The sequence below is a fragment of the Acidimicrobiales bacterium genome, from assembly GCA_035630295.1.
Taxonomy (GTDB): domain Bacteria; phylum Actinomycetota; class Acidimicrobiia; order Acidimicrobiales; family Iamiaceae; genus Iamia.
On record DASQKY010000005.1, the window covers coordinates 167,355 to 188,492 of the forward strand.

Below are 21,138 nucleotides of genomic sequence, written 5' to 3' on the forward strand. Positions count from 1 at the left end.
AAGCGGCAGCAACCAGGCATCGGGCCGGACGGTCATCGGGCGACCGGGGAAGTCACGCTCCCGGGGGCGTGACTTCCCCGGTGCCACGACGGGGAGGCAGGACCGTCCTGCCTCCCCGGGGGCGGGCGTCGTCAGTCGTCGCCGACGAAATCGGCCAGGCCGAGACGGTCGACGTGGTCCCAGTCGTCGTGGTCGGCGAGGGGGGTGATGACCCCGTCAGCGGTGAAGTCATGCGGGTAGGGGGTGGTGTCGATGATGCCGTCGTCGTCGAAGTCGAAGTCGACGCCGTTGCAGATCCCGGTCAACTCGTCGAGGGCCGCCTCGTCGATGGTGGGCCGGGTGCCGGTGGAGTAATCCAGCCACATCGGTCCGGTCCAGGGGGCGTAGTTGTTGTCGCGGCAGGAGTCGTCCAGGCCGGTCATGTACATGTAGTTCATGACCGAGACGTAGTTGGGCTTCCAGTTGATCGACGTCTTGGACACGCAGTTGGAGTCCTGAGGCGGGTCATCGCACAGCCACGACGGTCCAGGGAGGCCCTCATGGGTTCCGGCATGGCTGAGACCGAGGTTGTGGCCCATCTCGTGCATGAGATGTCCGGGGTAACCGAGGGCGTTGCCGTTACCGCAACCGCCACTGACGTAGGTGTCGTCGCCTCTCATCTCGGCGGTGGAGGCCCAGCCGTTGCCGCTGTGGGCGATGGAGTAGTGGAAGATGTCCTTGCGGATCGGGTCGAAGTGGACCGCCTTGGTCGCCGCAAAGTGCGAGCCGCCCACGTTCTGGCCGGTGAACCGGCCGTCGAGGGTGCCATCGGGGTCGGGGACCTGGGTGCCGCCGGTGAAGAGTCCACCTTGGCCCCGGTCGACGATGACGTTGATCCCGGTGCTGCCATCGGGGTTGGTGACCGGGGCGTCGGCAAACGCGGTGACCATGGGGGCGAGCTTGGTGGTGGTGGGCTGGATGGAGCAGGTGGCATTGCTGATCCAGTCGGTCTCGATGAGGAGGTCCTTGCGGGTCGGGCGAGCGCCCATGCCGATGAGGTTCAGACCCGGCCGGCCCAGGACCTCCTCCCCGTCGCTGATGCCGTCGTTGTCGGTGTCGGGGTTGGCCGGATCGGTCCCCGCGTCGCTGGCGCTGGTGTAGGTACCGTCGTCGGTCTCCAACGCGTCGGGGAGGCCGTCGCCGTCGGTGTCAGCGGTGGGATGGCACCACAACGACCCCGACCCACCGTGCGAGGTGGTGGTGATGGTCGTGGTCCGGTTCCCCTTCGTGCCCGACAGCGGGCCGCTCCAGTGCTGCTGGGCGTCGCGGGCCGTGACCACGATCGTGTAGCTGGTGCTGGCGGCCAAGCCGGTGATGTCACACGAGCGCACCGACGCCGGGACCAGGGCCACCACGGTGCCGGAATAGGTGGTCAGGTTGATCTGATACGACGCGGCCGGGTCGCCGCCGGTGGTGGCGTCCCACTCGATGCGCACCAACGGGCCCCGGGTGGTGGCGTCCACGGTGGTGCCCGGATTCCAGTACGGCGCGTTCTCCGGCACCGGTGGCGACGGATCACACGCCGCCGCCGTCACCACCACAACCAGGGCCGACAACACGACCCCCAGGACAGGTCGCCACCGACGGCGAGGACGAAGGGACAGACACACTTTCTGGAACATGGGATGACCTTTTCGGATCGATGAGGGAACAAGAGGGCGGCCGACGGTCCGCGGGCGTCCGCCCGGCGAGCAATGGCCCCGCGCCCGGAGAGGCCGCCCGCCGTTCGTGTGGCCACCGTTCGGGCCGGACCGCCATCTGCCGTTGGGTGGCTGCCGCCCGCCCCGGGGGGAGGGGCGGGCGGCAACCACGGAGCCCACGAAGGGAAGCGACGCCGGCAGGTGCATCGAACCCGGGCTCGAACCGACACGCCCCCAGCAGGGGCATGTCGGGACTCACCCGGCCCCTCGGCTCTCGTGCCGAGGGGCCGGGACCATCAGGGTGCGGGTCAGTCGTCGAGGTTGGGGAAGTTCTGCGCCCGCGTCGAGAACTCGGGACGACCGATCAGCTCGGCGTAGAGCCCGGAACGATCACCCGTGGCCCGCAAGAACACGATCCCCTCGGCCCGCTCCCCCGGGAACGGCGCCCGATCGAGGATCTCGCCGTAGGACGAGGTCACGATACGACCCAGCGGTTCATCCAGCCTGGCCAACGTGATCACCAGCGTCCGACGCCACACCCCAGCGGACAGGCGACTCTCCCAATGGGCCAAGCCCGGCCCATCCGGTGCCCGGCCCAGCAGCCGCTCGTAGACCCGGGTCACGAACCCGGTGTCGGTCGACCCGGCCTTCTCCCAGAACTCCTCCGACGATCCCAGCTCCGCCAGCAACCGGTCATACCGGCCGTCGGCCTGCAACCGACCTACCCAGAACGCCCGACCCGGCCCGTCGGGGTCCCGGCCCAGCATGGTCTCGTAGGCATCGTCGACCACCCGGCCCACGGCCTCGGGCGTCCGAGCGATGGCGCGAGCGAAGGACGCAGGCGAGGCCCCGCCGTCGAGGCGAGCGGTCCAGTGATCGAACCCGGCCTGGTCCGGGCACCGACCCAGCAGCTCCAGGTACACCAGGCGCACCACCGCCCCGTTCCCCCCGGCGGCGAAGTCCGGACAATCGTGCTCCGGCAAGACCGTGTGAGGCACCACCTCCGACTCCAGCATCGCCGACAGAGGCTGCGGGAAGAACCGCGCGCTCAAGCTGTGACCACCCACAGCCAGGCGTCGCGTCGACAACGACGCCGTCCGACCCGACACCGGCACCACACCGATCGTCGAGGCACCGTCACGGAACTCCACCACCCCCGCCGCCAGCTCATCGCCGACATCCGCGGTCACCACCACCGCATCACCCGCACGCGACACCCCCGCCGGAGCCACCGACACCTCCACCCCCGACACCCGCACCCGACCCAACTCCACTGCGCCCCCGACCGGGGTGCACAGGAAGGTGACCGGGAGGGGGAATGCGTTCGAGAAGGTCTCGATCTGGATGGAGTCGAGGGTGACCGGCACGACCTCGCCCACCGCGCCCTCGACGCGGACGGTCCCGGTCTCACCCCGAGGATCGATGACCTGGTCGATGTCGGCCGTGGCCGGGTTGGGGGTGTTGGGCATGCGGGATCCGAAGGACCGGCTCACCGCGGTGGCCGCCCCACTGCCGGCCGGACCGAACCCGAAGGCCACGCCCAGCAACGTGGGATCACCGACCTGGGTGATGGCGTTGTCAGCGAGCAGGCCGTTGAAGGCGTTGGTGGTGGTGCCGCTCCGATCGGTCAGGACCCGGACGGCGAGATGATCGAGAAGGACATCGGTGCCGGACGGGATCGCCGACGGCAGGTTGGCCTGAGCGACGACGTTGGCCCGGAACCTCACTGGCGGGGCCGACTCGGCTCGACACTCATAGACGGTGCCCGCCGCAGGGACCACGGTGATGGGCACCGAAACCTGTGACGGCTCGAACACCGCGTCGCCGGAGTACCGCACCGTGACCTGACGCGTGCCGGTGCGGGCGTTGGGCGGGAGCTGGAACATCACCGATGGGGTGGAGTTGCTGGACCCGCCCAGAGCGATGCGCGGCTGGTCGCCGGGGTTGAGCAGGCCCGCCGAGACCAGGGCGATGCCGACCGGATCCCCATCGACGAGGACGTCGAGGAAGCCGACCGGGACAGCCCCCGTGCCCGTCGAACGGACGTTGCCGGGGGACACGACGATGGTCTGGCCCTGTCGGGCCGTGTGGGGCGAGATCGGCGGGATGGCCAACACACCGAGGGTCAGCGTGGTCGGGGTCCGGGTGGCGCCGACCAGCGTGGTCGCCACGGTGCCACGGACCAGGGCCCCCGGCGACGGCGCGGCGGCGAGCCCCGAGCCTGGGGGCACCAACTCGAAGGCCACGTGCAAGGGTCCGGTCGAGGGCGTCTGCGGGTTGGGGGCACCAGCGCTCACCCGCAGGCGGGTGGAGATGACGTCCCCGGGCGCGATGTCCAAGGTGCTCACGCGACCGACGACGGTGAAGAGGCTCGGGGCTGCGGCCAGAGCCACCGGTTCCCAGCTGCCGTCCTTGAAGATCTCGACCGAGATCATCTGGGGATTGAGGTTGTTGCCCGGGTTGCGGGTCGCGGTGAGGTCGAGGTGGGCGCCCGTCACGGGGGCGGTGAAGTCGGTGGCGTTGATGTCGATGGTGAACTCGGCGGGTCCCGAGCCGACTTCGATGTAGGGCGGGAGGGTGGAGGTGATGAGGGGTGGCGCGGTCACCAGGTGACCGACCTCGTTCGAACCCGAGGGGCTGAAGGGCGCCAGGCCTCGATAGCGGGCGGTGAGGGTGCGGACGCCGGCCGACAGAGTGGTGGTCGTAACCGTTGCCTGACCTGATCCGTCGAGGTCCGCAGACGCGATGGGGTCCCCGTCGGCATAGAACTCGACGACGCCCGCCAACTCGTCACCGTTGGCCGCGGCTTCGCTGCACTCAGGGTCTGCTGCCACCGTCTCCACGGTGGCGTCGAGCTGCACCGCCTCGCCCAGAGGTGACGTGTCCTCGGGGAGGACGGCCATCAGGGTGGTGGTGTCGCACCCAGGGGGCGGGGGGAGGGGAAGATGGCCCTGGAGGCTGAGGCTGAGGCGGTGCCCCGGCCCGGCCAGTTGTTCGTTGATGGCCTCGACGATGATGTCAGCGCAGTCGTCGGTCTCGACGAGGGCGGGGACGGTGAAGTCGGCGTCGGTGACCGTGACCGTGCCGGCCCCGGGGTCGTAGGGGGCACCCTCCGCGGCGCGCAGGTTCAGGTCGACCGGAGTAGCAGTGCAGTCCCCGGGGATCCCGATCGGCGTGGTGCCGCCCTCGGGCACGACCTCGACATGGAGGTCGACGGTGACGGCCAGGTCGAGGACGAGGCGGCCGTCGGAGTCGACGGATCCGGTGGCCGGCGCGGCCGGGGAGAAGGTGACGTCGATGAACGCGGTCGCCGTCAGCAGCTCGGTGACCGGGCGTTCGAAGGACAGTTCCGGGGTGGTCAACGCCCCAGCGGTGATGGCCCCGGACTCGGTGTCCACGGTGCCGGAGATGGAGGTCGGGTGCTCCATGGCGACCGGTTCGGCGTCCCGGATGGCCAGCTCTCCTTCGACCATGGAGAGCGTGAAGTTCTCATTCGCTCGGGGCGAGCTCTCAGCCCCGGGGGCTGCAGCTACCCCTGGGGGGGGGGGACAAAAGCGAAGGCAACCGTCGACACGACCGCGAGGGTCAGTGCAACGAGCGAACGTCTGGACAACATGATGAGGAGTTCCCCCTGTCGATGAACAAACCAGCTTCGACACTCGGCAGACACATGAGGGTCCGGCAAGCCGTCATCGCCACCCTTCCAGACCAAACCTTGCTGAACCTGCGCGATGTGCCTTTCAGAAGCAAAGAGGCGGACGCCGTCACGGCACGAGGGCGGGCCCGAGAGCGGCTCCCGTCGCCGCCGGGCGACCGGGGGACCCGAGGTCAGAGGCCGGCGCGCTGGCGGAGCAGGGCGGTGACGGCCTTGCCGTCGGCTTGGCCCTTGCTGGCCCGCATGACCTGGCCCACGAAGAAGCCGGTGAGCTTGCCCCGGGCCCGGTCGTCGCCGGTGCGGAACTGCTCCCACTCCTCCGGCCGCTCGGCGATCACCGCGTCGACCAGGGCCTCCAGGGCCCCGGCGTCCATGGCCTCGAAGCCGTGGGCGGCGGCGATGTCCTCGGGGGTGGCGTCGCTGGTCAGCATCTCGGCCAGGACGGTCTTGGCCTGGGTGGCGGTCAGGGCCCCGGAGGTCTCCAGGGCGATGACGTCGGCCAGCCGCTCGGGGGCCAGGTCGGCACCGCCCTCGCCGGCCAGGTTCTGGCTGACGTGCACCAGCACCCGGGCCGGGTCGGCCCCGACCTCGATGGCCTCGTGGGCCTGGGCGTCCTGGTCGCGCTCGACGATCAGGGCCACCGTCTCGTCGGGCAGCGCCACCTCGGCGGCGTCGGCCAGCTTGCGGCGCCGGGCCGCCGGCATGGGGGGCAGGGCGGCGCCGATGGCCGAGACCCACGCCGGGTCGGGGTCGACGGGCAGGAGGTCGGGCTCGGGGAAGTACCGGTAGTCGTCGGCCTCCTCCTTGGAGCGCATGGTGCTGGTGCGCCCCTCCTCCTCGTTCCAGTGCCGGGTCTCCTGGACCACCCGCTCGCCGGCGGCCAGCAGGTCGGCCTGGCGGCGGGCCTCGTACTCGATGGCTCGGCCCAGGCTGCGCAGCGAGTTGAGGTTCTTGATCTCGCACCGGGTGCCCAGCGCGTCGGTGCCCACCGGGCGGACCGACACGTTGGCGTCGACCCGCAGCGAGCCCTCCTCCATCTTCCCGTCGCTGACCCCGGCCGCCACCAGGATGGCCCGCAGCTCGGACACGTACTGGCGGGCCTGCTCCGGGGTGCGGACGTGGGGCCGGGACACGATCTCCAGCAGGGGCACGCCGGCCCGGTTGTAGTCGACCAGGGAGTACTCGGCGCCGGTGATGCGGCCGTCGCCCCCCACGTGGGTGGACTTGCCGGTGTCCTCCTCCAGGTGGGCCCGCTCGATGCCCACCACGTGCCCGCCGGGGAGCTCCAGGCTGCCGTCGGACACGATGGGCAGGTCGTACTGCGAGATCTGGAAGTCCTTGGGCATGTCGGGGTAGAAGTAGTTCTTCCGCGAGAACACCGAGCGGCGCACCTCGCCCCCGGTGGCCAGGCCGAAGCGGATGGCCAGCTCGACGGCCTTCTCGTTCACCACCGGGAGCGTGCCCGGGAGCCCCAGGGTGACGGGATCGATGTTGGTGTTGGGCGCGTCGCCGAAGTGGTTGGGCGCCCCGGAGAACATCTTGGTCACCGTGGCCAGCTCGGCGTGGACCTCCAGGCCGCACACCAGCTCATAGGTCGTGCCCCCGGCCTCCACGGTCAGGACCTCGTCGCTGTCCACGGTGGCCAGCGGGGTGACCGCCGGGCTGTCCACGACGGGGTCCTTCACGGTGCCGCCTCCTCGATGGCCCGGGCAGTGCGGAGCAGGTCGACCTCGCCCAGGGCCGGGGCCATGACCTGCACGCCGATGGGCAGGCCGGCGCCGTCGGCCCCGAACGGGAGCGAGATGGCGGGGTGGCCGGCCAGGTTGGACGGGATGGTGCACACGTCGTTGAGGTACATGGTGAGCGGGTCGGCCGTCTTGTCGCCCAGGGGGAAGGCGGTGGTGGGCGACGTGGGCGACAGGAGCACGTCGCAGCGCTCGTAGGCGGCGGCGAAGTCGCGGGCGATGAGGGTGCGGACCCGCTGGGCCTGACCGTAGAAGGCGTCGTAGTAGCCGGCCGAGAGGGCGTAGGTGCCGAGCATGATGCGCCGCTTCACCTCGGCCCCGAAGCCCCGGGTGCGGGTGGCCACCATCATCTCGTGGGTGGTGGGGGCGTCGACCCGCAGCCCGTAGCGGACGCCGTCGAAGCGGGCCAGGTTGCTGGAGGCCTCGGCCGGGGCGATCAGGTAGTAGGCCGAGAGCCCGTAGGTGACCGCCGGGACCGACACGTCGGTGACGTGGGCCCCGGCCGCGGCCAGGGCGTCGGCCGCCTGCCGGGTGCGAGCCGCCACCTCGGGGGCGACGCCGTCCATGTCCAGCATCTCGGTGACCACGCCGACCCGCAGGCCCCGGACCCCGTCGTCGAGGTGGGCCAGGAGGTCGGGCAGGGCCTCCGACGTGGACGTGGCGTCGCGGGGGTCGTGGCCCCCGATGACCTGGAGGGCCAGGGCGGCGTCGGCCACGGTGCGGGAGAAGGGGCCGACCTGGTCGAGGCTGGAGGCGAAGGCGATGAGGCCGTAGCGGCTGACCCGCCCGTAGGTGGGCTTGAGGCCCACCACCCCGCACAGGGCGGCGGGCTGGCGGATCGAGCCCCCGGTGTCGGACCCGAAGGCCAGGGGCGTGAACCCGGCGGCCACCGCCGCCGCGCTGCCCCCCGACGACCCGCCCGGCACCCGGGTGACGTCGACGGGGTTCCGGGTGGGCCCGTAGGCCGAGTTCTCGGTGGAGGAGCCCATGGCGAACTCGTCCAGGTTGGTCTTGCCCACCGGCACCGCCCCGGCGGCCACCAGGCGCTCGACCACGGTGGCGTCGTACGGCGGGAGCCAGCCCTCCAGGATGCGGGAGGCGCACGTGGTGGGCACCCCCCGGGTGCACAGGTTGTCCTTGAGGGCGACGGGCACGCCGGCCAGGGGGCCGGGATCACCGCCGGCGGCCACGGTGGCGTCCACCGCGTCGGCCGCGGCCCGGGCCCCCTCGGCGTCGACGTGGAGGAAGGCGTGGATCTCGCCGTCGCCGGCCTCCACCGCGGCCAGGTGCTCGTCGACGAGCTGGCGGGCCGTCCACTCACCCCGGCGCACGCCGGCGGCCACCTCACGGGCCGAGATGAAGGAGTCGGCGGCCACTAGGGCGCCTCGCCCAGGATGGGCGGGACCCGGAACCGGCCGGCCTCGACCTGCGGGGCGACGGCCAGGACCTCGGCCGGCTCCAGGGTGGGGCCGGGCACGTCGGGGCGCAGCACGGTGCCCAGGGGCAGGGGGTGGGCGGTGGGCGCCACGTCGGCCAGGTCCAGCGCCTCGACGTCGGCGGCGTGGTCCAGCACGTCACCCAGCTGCCCGGTGAAGGTCTCCAGCTCGTCGTCGGCCAGCTCCAGCCGGGCCAGGCGGGCCACGTGGGCCACGGCGTCGCGGGTGATCCTCGGGGACATGGCCCGGCATCGTAGGCCGGTCCCCCGACCGCCCCGAAGGCGATGGCCGGAGCCCGGCGCTCACTCAGCCGGTGAAGCGGGCCGTGGTGGCGACCGGCGTGGCCGCCGTGGCCTGCGGGCCGGCCGAACCGTCGCCCAGGACGGTGATCCGCACGTCGGCCGTGCCCAGGCACACCGGGAAGGTGGTCTGGTACAGCTCACCGTCGTTGCACAACCGCACGGCGAAGGTGAAGGTGCCGGGGGTGGTGGCCGCCCCGCTCCAGGTGTCGTCGGCGTAGGCCAGGCCGGGGGGCAGGGCGCCCACCACCGGCGTGTCGAAGGTGTCGGCCGTGGGCTGCGACAGATCGCGGGGCATGGCCGAGCGGGGGGCGCCGGGGACGAAGGGGATCTCGTAGAGCCCGATGGGGACCGGGACCTCACCGACGTGGATGGTTTGGTCGTCCCGGAGGGGCTGACCGAGGGCCGGGGCGTCGGCCAAGGGGTCGTCGCAGTCGATGCCCACCTCAGGGGCGGCCACGTCCGCGGTGGCGGAGGAGTTCGGGCCCAGGTCGTAGTCGGCGCCGTCGAGGACCCGGAGGCCGATGGTGCCGGGCCCCGGCGCCCCGACGAAGTCGAGGATGACCGGGACCTGATCCCGGCCGACCGGGAAGGTCACCGAGGTGGGCGGGTCCTCGACCTCTCCGGCCAGGGTCCCGATGACCTCCACCGTCACCGTCAGCTCGGACAGCAGGGGGCCGGTCCGGGCGAGGAGGCCACCCGAGGGGTCGGGGATCGGGCGCACCACGTCGTCGCAGTCCCGGTACAGGTGCGTCGAGGACGGGAGGAAGATGGCGATGTCGACCACGACGGGCTCGGGCGGCGGCGGGGCCCCCGCACCGGCCGGCGGACCGGCCAGCCCGGTGGCGAGCAGCGCCAGCACCCCGACGAGGGCGGCAAGGGGGCGACGAGAGGCAGGCGGCGTCATCGCAGCAGTCTGACATGTGCTGCCGGCACGTGCTGGCCGAGGCGTCAGCCGGTGAAGCGAGCCGTGGTGACCGGGGTGGGCCGACGCCGCCGTCGCAGCCGCCGCGGCGGGGAGGGGCAGGTCAGGGGGTGAGCACCTTGGTGCAGAAGGACACGACGGCGGCGGTGACGGTCGGGCCGTCGTGGTCGAGGGTGACGACGTGGAAGCTGTCGGGGGCGGTGACCCGCTCGACCGGGCCGGTGACCGCGGCGGCCAGGACGTCGCCGTTGGCCGGGTCCACCACGTGGTCCTGCGGGCTGGTCACGATCAGCACCGGGCAGGAGATGCGGCCCAGCCGGCCCTCGAGGTCGGCGGCGGCGTCGAAGGCGGTGAGCAGGGGGCGCAGGGGCGTCTCCGGGTAGGCCGACTCGACCACGCCCTCCTTGGCGATGTCGGAGGCGATGGCCGGCATGACCTCCATCCCCGAGGCCAGCATCTCCTCGAGGGCCTCCCGCATGCCGTCGGGCGGGGAGACGATGGCGTTCAGGCAGGCGATCCCGGCGATCTCCGGGTGCTCGGAGGCCAGCCAGGCGGTGAGGGCCCCGCCCATGGACAGCCCCACCACGGCGACGGCCCGGCACCGCCCGTCCAACTCGGCGTAGGCCGCCTCGGCGGCAGCCAGCCAGTCGGTGAAGGCGGTGGGGACCAGGTCCTCGACCGCGGTGCCGTGGCCGGGCAGGAGGGGCAGCTCGACGGTGAAGCCCTCGGCGGCCAGCGCGTCGGCCACCGGGCGCATGGACAGGGGGTTGCTGGTGTAGCCGTGGAGGACCAGGACGCCCCGGTCGTCGCCGGCGGCCCGGAACGGGCCGGCGCCTGGGATGATCGGTGCCGTCACGGGGCCTCCTCGGGTCCACGGCCCCCTGCCCTGGACGGGCCGATGATGGCACCCCCACTCCCCGGCGGCCCACCCGGTCCACCCCGGGCCTGGCCGGCGGCCGGGCCCGGAGGGTTGACCGGAGGGTCAGGCTCTGGTGTCCTTGCCGCCCGTGACCGCCGCCACCTCCCGCCGCACCCGTCCCGCCGGCGGCGGCCCTCCCACTCCCGGGGCCCGCGGTGCCTGAGGCCCGCCAGCTGACCACCCAGGGCCGCGAGCGCAAGGTGCAGCTCATCGACGCCGCCGCCGAGCTGTTCGCCGTCCGGGGCTACGACGAGACCCGCATCGTCGACATCGTCGAGCGGGCCGGTGTGGCCAAGGGCCTCTTCTACTGGTACTTCGAGAACAAGGAGGCCCTGTTCCGGGAGTTGGTGGAGGAGAACCGCCTCCGCCTGCGGCGGGCCCAGGCCGAGGCCATCGATCCCGGGGCCGAGCCCCTGCTGCGCATCCGCCAGGGGGCGGCGGCGTCGGTCACCTACATGTCGACCCACGCCCACTTCTTCTCGCTGATCGAGGTGGAGAGCCTCGACAAGCAGTTCACCGACGTGCTCCGCCAGGGCACCGAGGTCCATGCCGCCGATGTGGCCACCCTGGTGTCCCTGGGCATCGCCGATGGCACCATCCGCGACGAGGACCCGCTGCTCCTGGCCTACGGGGTGGTCGGCGCCGTCGGCTACTACGGCCACTTCCACCGCACCGGCCGGGTCAGCGTGCCCACCGGGGAGCTGGCCGCCTTCGTGGGCCGCTTCGTGGTGTGCTCGCTGGCCGCCGACGAGGAGATCGCCCGCCGCGTGCTGGCCGTTCCCCTGCGGCCGGCCTGAGCCCGGGCGCGGCGGTGGCGGGGCCGTGGCCCCGCCACCGGTGGGCGACTCGAGCGGCCGCCCCGTCAGTCAGTCGGTCATGGCCTTGATCTTGCCGGCGATCTCGGCCTGCACCGGGTCGACGGCGCCGGACTGCATGGCCATGAGCTTGGTCATGTCGCCGGTCACCTGGATCTGGCCCGACATGAAGGCCTGCATCCCGGCCTGCGGGTTGCCGTCGACGAGGATGGCCTTGGCCGTCTCGTAGGGCAGGGTGACGGTCAGCTGGGGGTCCTCGATGTGGGCGAGGTCCATCTCCATCTCGCCACCGGTGGAGTCCATGTGGGCGTTGACCACGCCGCCGTCCCCCACGCCGTCGGGGCACTCCTTGATGACCAGGTTCATCTTGACCTGGTGGGGCGAGTCCCCGGACTTGCCCCGGTACTCCTCGCGGATGGCCTTGGCCCCATCGAGCCACTCCTCACTCAGGAACTGCGCCACGGGTTCTCCTCCGGTGGGTTGCGGAGCCCGGACGTTACCCGCGGGCCGGCTGTGGCCGGGACCGGTCGCTGCACGCGCCGTGCGAGCACCCGGGGGCAGCCCGCCGCCCGGCGACCACGGAACGGCGTGACAGATCATTCGACACCACTCTCTGTGCATTTTCTCGGTCTATTCCATGATGTTCACTTATTTTCTGATGTTCGCCGGTGGCCTCGTTCTTGACACCCTGGTGGGGCGATGCGACGGTCGGCCCCGGGGAGGGCCAGATGCCGCACGCGCCACACACCGAGACGGAGCCATGACCACCACCACGCCACCGCCCCGGAGCGGCCGCCGGGTCGCCGGCCTGGCCGGGGGGCTGCTCCTGGTGGGCGCCGTCCTGGCCGGGGCCGCCCTCGGACCCGCCGAGGCCGCACCCGTCGAGGTGCCCGCCGTCCCGGCCGCCGAGCCCTGCGCCGTCACCGCCACCCTGGTCAACCCGTGCCGGCCCTGGTTGGGCGTCGTCGCCGACCACTACCCCGACGTCGGCCGGTCGATGCGGGCCCAGTACGAGGGCCACGAGCGCCGCATCGGGCGCCAGGTCGACGTCGTGCACTGGTACCACGCCGCCGGGAACGTCCGGCTCTCGGCCGACGAGCGCCACGTGGCCGAGCGGGGCTCGATCCTCTACCTGAACTGGAAGCCGGCCAACCGGTGGGCCGACGCCACCGGTGGCAACGCCTCGATCGACGCCCAGATCGACACCATGGCCAGCCAGGTCCGGGCCCTGGGCTCGGCCCGCATCATGCTCTCGCTCTTCGGCGAGCCCGAGCGCTTCGCCACGCCCGGCACCTCGGCCTGCCCGGGGCTGAAGGGCAGCGCCGGGTCGCCGGCCGACTACCGGGCCATGTGGGCCCACGTCCAGGACCGCTTCGCCGCCGCCGGCGTGACCAACGTGGTGTGGGTCATGAACTACCTGGGCTACGTGGGCTGGGACTGCCTGTTCCCCGAGCTGTGGCCCGGCAACGACCGGGTCGACTGGGTCATGTGGGACCCGTACTTCGGGCCCGGCCGGCGCTGGGAGCCCGAGGTGGGGTACTTCTACGACGCCCTGGAGGCCAAGGCCGACGCCCAGCACGCCTACACCTCCAAGCCCTGGGGCCTGGCCGAGTGGGGCTCCTGGCGGAACGCCCCCCAGGCCGAGGCGTACCGCGTCTACGACGACGCCCGGGCCACCCTCGACTCGGGGCGCTTCCCCCGGCTCAAGCTCTACGAGGCCTACGACACCACCAACGGCAGCTACGACATCCGCGTCGGCTACACCGGCACCGGCGTGGCCGACCCCACCGAGCAGGCCCGCTACAACGCCTTCGCCCACCACCCGGCGTTCTCGGACCCCACGGGGCCGACCGATCCCCCCGACCCGCCCCCGCCGCCGCCTCCACCCCCGCCGCCCACCGACCACCTGGCCGCCTGCGACACCGGCGTCGAGACCGGGATCTCGTGCTTCGCCGGCATCTACAGCGGCTCGGTGCGCCCCACCCTCCAGGCCGGCGGCCAGGCCGGGGCCCGCAGCGTCCAGGTGGCCAACACCTCGGGGGCCACGGGCACCCTGGGCCTCAACGTGAAGCCCACGCCCGTCGCCGCCACCGTCACCGGCCGCACCTACACCGGCGCCGTCTGGGTCCGGGCCAGCCGGATCGGCCTGCCCGTCACGTTGATCCTGCGGGAGCGGCGGCCGGCCACCGGCGCCGCCCCGGCCAACGGCTTCAGGACGGTGACCTGGACGGCCACCGACACCGACTGGCACCAGATCACCGGCACCTACGTGGCCAAGGAGGCGGGCAACCAGCTCACCTACTCGGTGTACGCCTCGCTCAGGCCGGCCGAGTGGTTCCGGGCCGACACCTTCGCCCTCACCAGCGAGCCCCCGGGCTGACCGGACGGGCCACCCGCCCGGTCAGCCCGGTCAGCCCGTCACCCCAGCTCCGGGGCCGCGGAGGGCACGGGCACGCCGGCCAGCTCGGCCCCCACCACATCGGCCTCGCCCGGCACCTCGCCGGCCGGGTGGGCGGTGCGGGAGCTGCGCCGCACCCCGGCCGCGGCCACGATGCAGGCCAGCGCCAGCACGGCGCCGGCCAGGTAGCCGGCCGGGTAGCTGTCGGCCAGGCCCACGGTGGCCTCCCGGGCCTGCTGCACGGCCTGCATGAGCTGGATCCCGAAGGTCACGCCGACCTGCACGACCATCTGCTGGGCGGCGCCGGCCACCCCCAGGTCGGCCTCGTCCACGGCGTGGGCCACGGTCGAGGCCATGGCCGGGTTGGACACGCCCATGGCCACACCGGCCAGGGCCAGGCCGCCGACGATGACCAGCGCCGGCGTGCCGGTCCCGATGGTCGACATCCACACCATGGACGCGGCGATGGCGGCGGCGCCGGCCACGCCGGCCAGGCGCTCGCCCAACCGGCCCACCACCAGGGCGGCCAGCGGGCCGGCGATGGCGAAGCTGAGGGGCCGGGCCGTCGACACCAGGCCGGTGCGGGTCTCGGAGTAGCCCAGCACGTTCTGCATGAGCAGCGGGGTGAGCACGAAGCTGCCCATGTAGGTGGCGTTCATCAGGCCCAGCATGAGGATGGGCAGGGCGAAGTTGCGGCGCCGCAGGTACCGGGTGGGCAGGAACGGGTGCGGGGCCCGGGACTCCTGGGCCAGGAAGCCCACGGCGGCCAGGGGGGACAGGAGGAAGCCGCCCACCACCAGCGCGTCGGACCACCCCCGCCGGGGGGCCAGGTTGAGCGCCACCAGCACCGGCGTGACCGCCAGGGCCAGCAGGACGGCCCCGGGCCAGTCGAAGCGGCCACTCTCGGTCCGGCGGGGCGTCTCGGGCAGGACCCGGGCGGCCACGGCCAGGGCGACCAGGGTGAGGGGCACCTGGCCGGCGAACAGGGCCCGCCACCCGAAGGCAGAGACCAGGGGGCCGCCGATCACCACCCCGACGACGGGGCCCCCGGCGGCCACCATCGACCACCACCCCAGGGCCCGGACCCGCTGGGAGCGCGGGAACACCAGGGAGATGAGGGCGAAGGAGGCGGGCCCGGTGGCGGCCCCCTGGGCCGCGGCCAGGACCCGGAAGGCGATGAGCGACCCGGCGTCCCAGGCCACGGCGCTGGCCGCGGCGCTGACCGTGGCCCCCAGCAGGCCGAGCAGGAACACCCGCCGCTGCCCCCACAGGTCGCCGAGCTTGCCCACCGCCGGGCCGATGATGCCGAAGGCCAGGATGGGCCCGCTGACCACCCAGGTCAGGGTGCTCTGGCGCGAGCCCAGGTCCTCCGCGATCCGGGGGATGGACACGGCCAGGATGGTGATCGTCACGTTGACGGTGAACAGGCCGAGCAGGAGGGTGACGAGGATGGCCCGCGGCGACCGATCGGTGCGCAGGGCGGCCACGTCGTCGCCGGCCGGCGCCGGCCCCGGGGCGGCCCCCGCCTCGTCGTCGACCATGGGGCGGCACCCTACTTGACCAGCCGGTCAAGTCCTCCTCGGTTGCCCGCCCGCGGCGCCGGCCACCGGGCGCCCGGCCCGCCTCGATCAGTCGAGGAGGATGTCGACCTCGGCGCCCCGGCGGACGCGCTCCCCGGCGGCGGGGCTGGTGCCGGCCGGGGTGCCGGCCGCCGGGCCCCGGGCCTCGCCGGGGGCCAGCCCCTCGGCCTCCAGCAGGGCCACCGCGTCGGGCAGTGAACCGGCCCCGCTGACATCGGGCACCGTCACCAGGTCCGGACCCTGGGACACGACCACCACCACCTCGCCCCCGCGCTCCACCTGCGTCCCCGGCCCGGGATCGAGCGAGATGACCAGCCCGGCGGCCACGTCGTCGCTGAAGGCCTCCTCGGCCACCGGCGCCAGGCCCAGTGCCTCCAGGGCGGCGACCGCGTCGTCCCGGGCCGCTCCCACCAGGCCGTCCGGGACGGCCCGGGGCTCGGGGCCCTGGGAGACCACCAGGCCCACCTCGGTCCCCCGCTCCAGGCGCTCCGGCAGGCCGCCCTCGACCTCGACCACCTGACCGGCCGGCACCTCCTCGTCGAAGCGGGGCGTGACGGCGGGGACCAGGCCGGCCCGCACCAGCCGGGCCTCGGCCTCGGCCCGGGGCAGGCCCCGAGCCAGGTCGGGCCGGTCCACCAGCGTGGGCCCGGCCGAGACCACCAGCGTGACCGCCTCGCCCTCCTCCACCTCGGTGCCCGGCGCCGGCCGGGTGCCCAGCACCTCGCCGGCCGCGGTCCCGTCGCGGCGCTCGTGGTCGACGGCGACCCGGTACCCGAGCTGGGTGAGGGCGGAGCGGGCCGCGGCCTCGGTCGACCCGGCCACGGTGGGGAGGCGGTGGGTGGGGGCGCTGGCGGTGAGGTCGGCCACCAGCAGCCCGGCGGCCACGCCGGCGCCGGCCAGCAGCAGCACGGCCAGGACCGTCCACGGCCACCGGCGGCGACGACGACCGGTGGGCGAGCGGGGGTCCCACGGCTCGCCGTCGTCCCCCCCGTCGTCGGCGGCGGCGTACCCGTCGGCCCCCCCGGAGCGGATGGTGGGCTCTCCCGCCCCGGACGGGGCCCGGGCCCACGCCGGGTCGACCACGGTGTGGTCCTCGCCCACGGGCTCGGAGGCCGGCGGGTCGCTGGGGGCGACGTCCGGGGAGGAGGGCCAGACCGTCCCTGCTCCGGGGCCGGCCACCGGCCGCCACGTGGCCTCCAGGGCGGTCAGGTCGACCTCGCCCTCGTCCCCGGCGGGGCGGGGGCCGGGGCCGGCATCGCTCCCGGCGGCGAGGGGCGGGCCGCCCCCGGCCGGGGAGGGACCGGCCACGAAGGCCGGGACCTCCAGGTCGTCGGGTGGGAGCCGGTCCCCCACCAGGGTGGTGGGGTCGCGGTCGGGGGCCAGGTCGACCTCCACCGCCCCGGCCAGGGGCAGCGGTGCCGGCCGGGGCAGCGCGGGGGCCACCCGGGCCAGGGCCACGGCCAGGCCCCGGGCGTCGAGGCGGTCGTCGGGGTCGGGCGTGCCGGCGGCCTCCACCGGCCCGCCCAGCGGGCCCAGTCCGTCGGGGGCCACCAGGGGCCGGCCCACCCGGGCCATGAGCGTGCCCAGGGTGGTGTCGGAGGCGAAGGGCACCTGGCCGGTGACCGCCTCCACCACCACCAGGGCCAGCGAGTACACGTCGGCCCGGCCGCTCAGGGCCAGGCCCTGGGCCTGCTCGGGGGAGGCGTAGCGGGCGGTGCCCACCACCGCGCCCTGGGGCTCGGTCCAGGCCGCCTCGGCCAGGGCCCGGGCCAGCCCGAAGTCGGCGATGCGCAGGCGGCCGTCGTCGTCGAAGAGCAGGTTGGCCGGCTTGATGTCCCGGTGGACGAAGCCCCGCCGGTGGGCGTAGTCGAGGCCCCGCGCCGCCTGCAGGCCGACCACCAGCGCCTGGGAGGGGGTGAGGCGGTGGCCCCGGTCGAGCACGGCCCGGAGGCTGCCGCCCCCCAGGTACTCGGTGACGATCCAGGGCACGCCGTCGTCGTCCTGGCCCCAGTCGTAGGCGGCCATGACGTGCGGGTGGTTCAGGGCCGCGGCGGCCTGGGCCTCGGCCCGGAACCGGCGCAGGAAGTCCTGGTCCTCGGCCAGGGCGTCGTGCAGGACCTTGACCGCCACCGAGCGGCGCAGGCGCACGTCGTCGGCCAGGAACACCTGGGCCGACGCCCCCCGCCCGATCGGGGCCCGCAGCCGGTAGCGGCCGCCCAGCACCCGACCGATCTGCTCGGCCATGCGCGAGGTCGCCACCCCCGGGATAGTACGGCGCCAGCACCGCCGGCCCGGTGAGGGGGGCGGGCGGCCGTCCGGCGGGCCCGTCCGATGTCCCCCCCGGACCGGGACGCTGGCACGATGGGAGGCCATGGTCGATCCGCCGTCCCCCGACGAGCCGGGCCCCGGCGTCGGCCTGGAGCCGGACGACCCGCCGGTGCCGGTGGACCCCACCGCCGCCGACGAGGAGCACCGGGCCCGGGAGATCCGCGACCCCCTGCCCCAGCCTCTGGTCTCGGTCCGGCGCCTGGTGATCGCCGCCCTGCTGCTGGTGGCCGTGGGCTGCCTGGTGGTGGCCGGCCGGTCCGGGGGCGACACCGACCGCCGCACCGACGCCCAGCCCGCCATCGCCAGCTTCACCCCCGCCCCCGGGGGCCGGGTGATCCGCCAGTCGACGGTGGGCGTGATCCTCGAGCAGGGCTACGACGGGCGCCTCACCATCAACGGCACCGCCATCCCGGAGGCCCAGATGGAGGGGGCCGTCGTCCCCGGCACCGACGCCTACGAGCGCCTGACCGAGGACCAGCGCCGCCTCGGGCCCCGGCCCAACAACAGGGAGCGGGTGCTGTTCCGCCCCGGGCCGGGCCAGGCCATCACTGAGCTCGACACCGGCGAGGTGCAGATCACCGTGCGCTACTGGCGGGTGGCCGACGGCGAGCAGACGGCCCGGACCTTCAGCTACTCGATCTACACCGTCTGAGCGGCTCGGGCCTGGGCTTGGGCCGGGGCCGGCGGCTCCGCCCCCCGGCCGACGGCCCGGGCCCGCTCGGCCTTGGCCGCGTCCTCGGCCTTGCCGGCCTTGCGGTGGTGCGAGGGGTTGATGCCGTGCACCCGCTTGAAGGCGGTGCTGAGGGAGTAGACGGTGCCGTAGCCCACCTCGCGGGCCACCGCGGCCAGGCCGTCGTCGGTGGCCCGGAGCAGGTCGGCGGCCAGGCTGAGGCGCCACCGGGCCAGGTAGCCCATGGGCGCCTCGCCCACCCGATCGACGAAGCGACGGGCCAGGGTGGTCCGGGTGCCGCCCACCTCGTCGGCCAGGCTCTCCACCGACCAGGCCCGGGCCGGATCCGCGTGGAGCAGCCGTAGGGCGGCGGCCACCATGGGGTCGGCGTAGGCCGCGTACCAGGCCGGCGGATCGGCCTCGGGGCGGAGGAACCAGGTCCGCACGGACCGGATGACGACCAGGTCGAGCAGGCGCTGGAGCACGGCGTCCTGCCCGGGGGCACCGCTGGTCACCTCGGCGTCGAGCAGCGTCACGAACGGGCTGTCGAGCTCGCGGGCGGAGACGACGAGCCGGGGGGGCAGGGCGTCCAGCAGCCGGCGGCTCAGCTCGCCGTCGGAGTGGTAGGCCCCGACCAGCAGGACCGTCGACCCCACGCGGTCCCGGCCCCACGGCCGGCGGCTGAGGGGCGCCACCTCACCGGGCGCGCCGGCCGGCGACCACCGTGCCTCGGGGTGGACGACGACCTGGGGCGGCGTGGCCACGTCGTCGGCCACCGTGTAGGCGCCCACGTCGTGGAGGAGGGCGACGTCGCCGGCCCGCACGTGCACCGGGTCGCCCCGGCCGGTCACCAGCCAGGCGTCACCCCGGACGGCGGTGACCACCCCCAGGGTGGCGTCGTCGTCGATGCGCAGGGCCCACGGGGCGGCGAGGACGGACCGGAACACGGTGGCGCCGCGGGCACACGGCCCCTGGAGCAGTCCGGCCAGCACGTCCACAGGCGGAACCGTAGACGCTGGCCCGGCGCCGGCCGGGCGGGGGCCTCCCGGCCCGGGCCCCGTCAGCCCCCGTCGTCGCCGGGCCGCTGGCCCGTCTCCAGCAGGTGGACGAAGGCGGCCTCGTCCAGGACGGGGACCCCGAAGCTCTCGGCCTTGGCCAGCTTGGAGGCCCCCGGGTCGGCCCCGACCACCAGGGCGTAGGTCTTGCCCGACACGGCGCCGGTGCTCTTGCCCCCGCGGGCCTTGATGGCCGCCGCCGCCTCGTCCCGGCTGAAGCCGTCCAGGGTGCCGGACACCACCACCGCCTTGCCCAGGAGCACGGGCTCGATGTCGGGACGCTCGGGGCCCTCCAGGTTGAGCCCGGCCCGGCGCAGGCGCGCCACCAGGGCGGCGTGCTCGGGGTCGTCGAACCACTCCCGCACCGCCCCGGCGATGACCGGCCCCACACCGTCCACCGCGGCCATGGTCTCGGCCTCCGCGGCCTCGATGGCGTCGAGGTGCCCGAAGGCGGTGGCCAGGGCCTCGGCCCCGGCCGGGCCCAGGTGCCGGATGTTGAGCCCCACCAGCAGGCGGGCCAGGGGGCGCTGGCGCGAGGCGTCGATGGCGGCCTGGAGGTTGCTGATGGCCTTGGCCTCGAAGCCCCGGAAGGTGTCGGCGGTGGCCACGAAGCGGGCCACGTCGGCGGCCAGGTCCCCGGCCAGCTCAGAGCCCAGCAGCTCGGTCGCGCCGTCGGGGGCGGTGGAGGTCACGTCGGAGGGGGCGAGGTCGTAGCCCCTGGCCTTGGGGTCCCCCCGGCGCTCCCGCATGGTGGCCAGGGCGGCCACGAACCAGTCGTTGATCAGGGTCCGCAGGGCCCAGAAGTGGTCCCAGTCGATCTCGTAGAGGCCGGCCACGTCGGCGATGAGGCCCAGGTCGAGGAACAGCCGGACCCGCAGCTCGCCGAAGCCCTCGATGTCCATCGAGCCCCGGCCGGCGAAGTGCTCGATGTGCCCGGCCCTCTGGAACGGGCACTCCAGGTCGACGCAGCGGGTGTCGCTCTCCCCCTCGGGCCGGACCAACCTCGAGCGCCGGGGGCAGGGGCACGTGGTGGGGAACGTCCACCGGGGTCGGCTCGGGTCGTCGCGGGGCAGGACGGGGCCGACCACCTCGGGGATGACGTCGCCGGCCCGGCGCACGACGACCACGTCGCCCTCACGGACGTCCTTGGCCGCCACCTGGTCCTGGTTGTGCAGCGTGGCCTGGCTCACGTTGGCCCCGCCCACGAACACCGGCTCCAACTGGGCGAAGGGGGTGGTGCGGCCGGTGCGGCCCACCGAGATCATGATGGAGCGGAGCCGGGTGGTGCGCTCCTCGGGGGGGAACTTGTAGGCGATGGCCCACCGGGGGGCGCGGGTGGTGAAGCCCAGCTCCCCCCGCCGGGCCAGGTCGTCGACCTTCACCACCACGCCGTCGATCTCGTAGGCCAGGTCGTGCCGGTGCTGCTGGCGGTGCTGGCAGTACTCGTACACCTCGTCGAGCGTCTCGACGCGGCGGATCTCCGGGTTGACCGGGAGCCCCAGCGAGCGCAGGTGCTCGAGGGTCTCGTGGTGCGTCGTGACCACGGGGCCGCCCCGCACCTCGCCCACCTGGTAGGTCCACAGCGACAGCTCCCGGCGGGCCGTGACGGTGGGGTCCTTCTGGCGAAGGGCACC

General features: G+C 74.1%; 15 protein-coding genes. 3 read left to right on the top strand and 12 right to left on the bottom strand.

Annotated elements, in window-relative coordinates; genetic code table 11:
- Positions 1-131 precede the first annotated feature (131 nt).
- From VEW93_02065 to VEW93_02095, 7 genes are all read right to left on the bottom strand, one after another.
- The gene (locus tag VEW93_02065) at positions 132-1,598 is read right to left on the bottom strand and encodes a hypothetical protein (protein HYI60570.1); all 1,467 of its coding nucleotides are present in this window, start codon (positions 1,596-1,598) and stop codon (positions 132-134) included.
- A gap of 389 nt (positions 1,599-1,987) precedes the next feature.
- Positions 1,988-5,152: a DUF4214 domain-containing protein gene (locus VEW93_02070; protein HYI60571.1), complete on the bottom strand. Its 3,165-nt coding sequence runs from the start codon at positions 5,150-5,152 to the stop codon at positions 1,988-1,990.
- A 355-nt stretch (positions 5,153-5,507) separates the two neighbouring features.
- Complete coding sequence (gatB, locus tag VEW93_02075; GenBank protein HYI60572.1) at positions 5,508-7,019, bottom strand: Asp-tRNA(Asn)/Glu-tRNA(Gln) amidotransferase subunit GatB; 1,512 nt, start codon at positions 7,017-7,019, stop codon at positions 5,508-5,510.
- Positions 7,016-8,455, bottom strand: a complete 1,440-nt coding sequence (gene gatA, locus VEW93_02080; protein HYI60573.1) for an Asp-tRNA(Asn)/Glu-tRNA(Gln) amidotransferase subunit GatA — start codon at positions 8,453-8,455, stop codon at positions 7,016-7,018. Before gatA ends, gatB begins: the two co-directional genes overlap by 4 nt.
- Entirely contained in the window at positions 8,455-8,757 is a 303-nt protein-coding gene (gene gatC / locus VEW93_02085; GenBank protein ID HYI60574.1) for an Asp-tRNA(Asn)/Glu-tRNA(Gln) amidotransferase subunit GatC, read from the bottom strand. The genes gatA and gatC overlap by 1 nt, the downstream gene beginning before the upstream one ends.
- Before the next feature lie 64 nt (positions 8,758-8,821).
- Positions 8,822-9,676, bottom strand: a complete 855-nt coding sequence (locus tag VEW93_02090; protein ID HYI60575.1) for a hypothetical protein — start codon at positions 9,674-9,676, stop codon at positions 8,822-8,824.
- Between the two features lie 166 nt (positions 9,677-9,842).
- Positions 9,843-10,595, bottom strand: a complete 753-nt coding sequence (locus tag VEW93_02095) for an alpha/beta fold hydrolase (GenBank protein HYI60576.1) — start codon at positions 10,593-10,595, stop codon at positions 9,843-9,845.
- Between the two features lie 218 nt (positions 10,596-10,813).
- Between VEW93_02095 and VEW93_02100 the strand changes: the two genes are divergently transcribed.
- Positions 10,814-11,455, top strand: a complete 642-nt coding sequence (locus tag VEW93_02100; protein ID HYI60577.1) for a TetR/AcrR family transcriptional regulator — start codon at positions 10,814-10,816, stop codon at positions 11,453-11,455.
- 69 nt (positions 11,456-11,524) lie between these two features.
- On the opposite strand, the gene VEW93_02105 is transcribed toward VEW93_02100, so the two are convergent.
- Positions 11,525-11,935: an SCP2 sterol-binding domain-containing protein gene (locus tag VEW93_02105; GenBank protein ID HYI60578.1), complete on the bottom strand. Its 411-nt coding sequence runs from the start codon at positions 11,933-11,935 to the stop codon at positions 11,525-11,527.
- Between the two features lie 298 nt (positions 11,936-12,233).
- On the opposite strand from VEW93_02105, the gene VEW93_02110 reads away from it, so the two are divergent.
- Entirely contained in the window at positions 12,234-13,853 is a 1,620-nt protein-coding gene (locus VEW93_02110; GenBank protein ID HYI60579.1) for a hypothetical protein, read from the top strand.
- Between the two features lie 38 nt (positions 13,854-13,891).
- Here VEW93_02110 and VEW93_02115 read toward each other — a convergent pair whose 3' ends face one another.
- Together VEW93_02115 and VEW93_02120 are read right to left on the bottom strand one after the other, a co-directional pair.
- Positions 13,892-15,412, bottom strand: coding sequence for an MFS transporter (locus VEW93_02115; protein ID HYI60580.1), 1,521 nt, complete (start codon positions 15,410-15,412; stop codon positions 13,892-13,894).
- A gap of 87 nt (positions 15,413-15,499) precedes the next feature.
- Positions 15,500-17,710 (bottom strand): PASTA domain-containing protein, encoded by a 2,211-nt coding sequence (locus VEW93_02120; GenBank protein ID HYI60581.1) that lies wholly within the window; start codon positions 17,708-17,710, stop codon positions 15,500-15,502.
- Between the two features lie 112 nt (positions 17,711-17,822).
- On the opposite strand from VEW93_02120, the gene VEW93_02125 reads away from it, so the two are divergent.
- A complete protein-coding gene (locus VEW93_02125) occupies positions 17,823-18,431 on the top strand; it encodes a hypothetical protein (GenBank protein ID HYI60582.1) in 609 nt (202 codons plus the stop codon).
- On the opposite strand, the gene VEW93_02130 is transcribed toward VEW93_02125, so the two are convergent.
- On the bottom strand, positions 18,419-19,447 hold the full coding sequence (locus VEW93_02130; GenBank protein HYI60583.1) for an AraC family transcriptional regulator: 1,029 nt from the start codon (positions 19,445-19,447) through the stop codon (positions 18,419-18,421). The genes VEW93_02125 and VEW93_02130 overlap by 13 nt on opposite strands.
- Positions 19,448-19,509: 62 nt before the next feature.
- A partial coding sequence (ligA, locus tag VEW93_02135; protein ID HYI60584.1) for an NAD-dependent DNA ligase LigA occupies positions 19,510-21,138 on the bottom strand: 1,629 nt, incomplete at its 5' end.

Bases quoted from the DNA above. Each gene is read 5' to 3' on its own strand.
- VEW93_02110 (HYI60579.1), top strand. From the start codon at position 12,234: ATGACCACCACCACGCCACCGCCCCGGAGCGGCCGCCGGGTCGCCGGC.
- gatC (HYI60574.1), bottom strand. From the start codon at position 8,757: ATGTCCCCGAGGATCACCCGCGACGCCGTGGCCCACGTGGCCCGCCTG.
- VEW93_02070 (HYI60571.1), bottom strand. From the start codon at position 5,152: ATGGTCGAAGGAGAGCTGGCCATCCGGGACGCCGAACCGGTCGCCATG.
- VEW93_02115 (HYI60580.1), bottom strand. From the start codon at position 15,412: ATGGTCGACGACGAGGCGGGGGCCGCCCCGGGGCCGGCGCCGGCCGGC.
- VEW93_02125 (HYI60582.1), top strand. From the start codon at position 17,823: ATGGTCGATCCGCCGTCCCCCGACGAGCCGGGCCCCGGCGTCGGCCTG.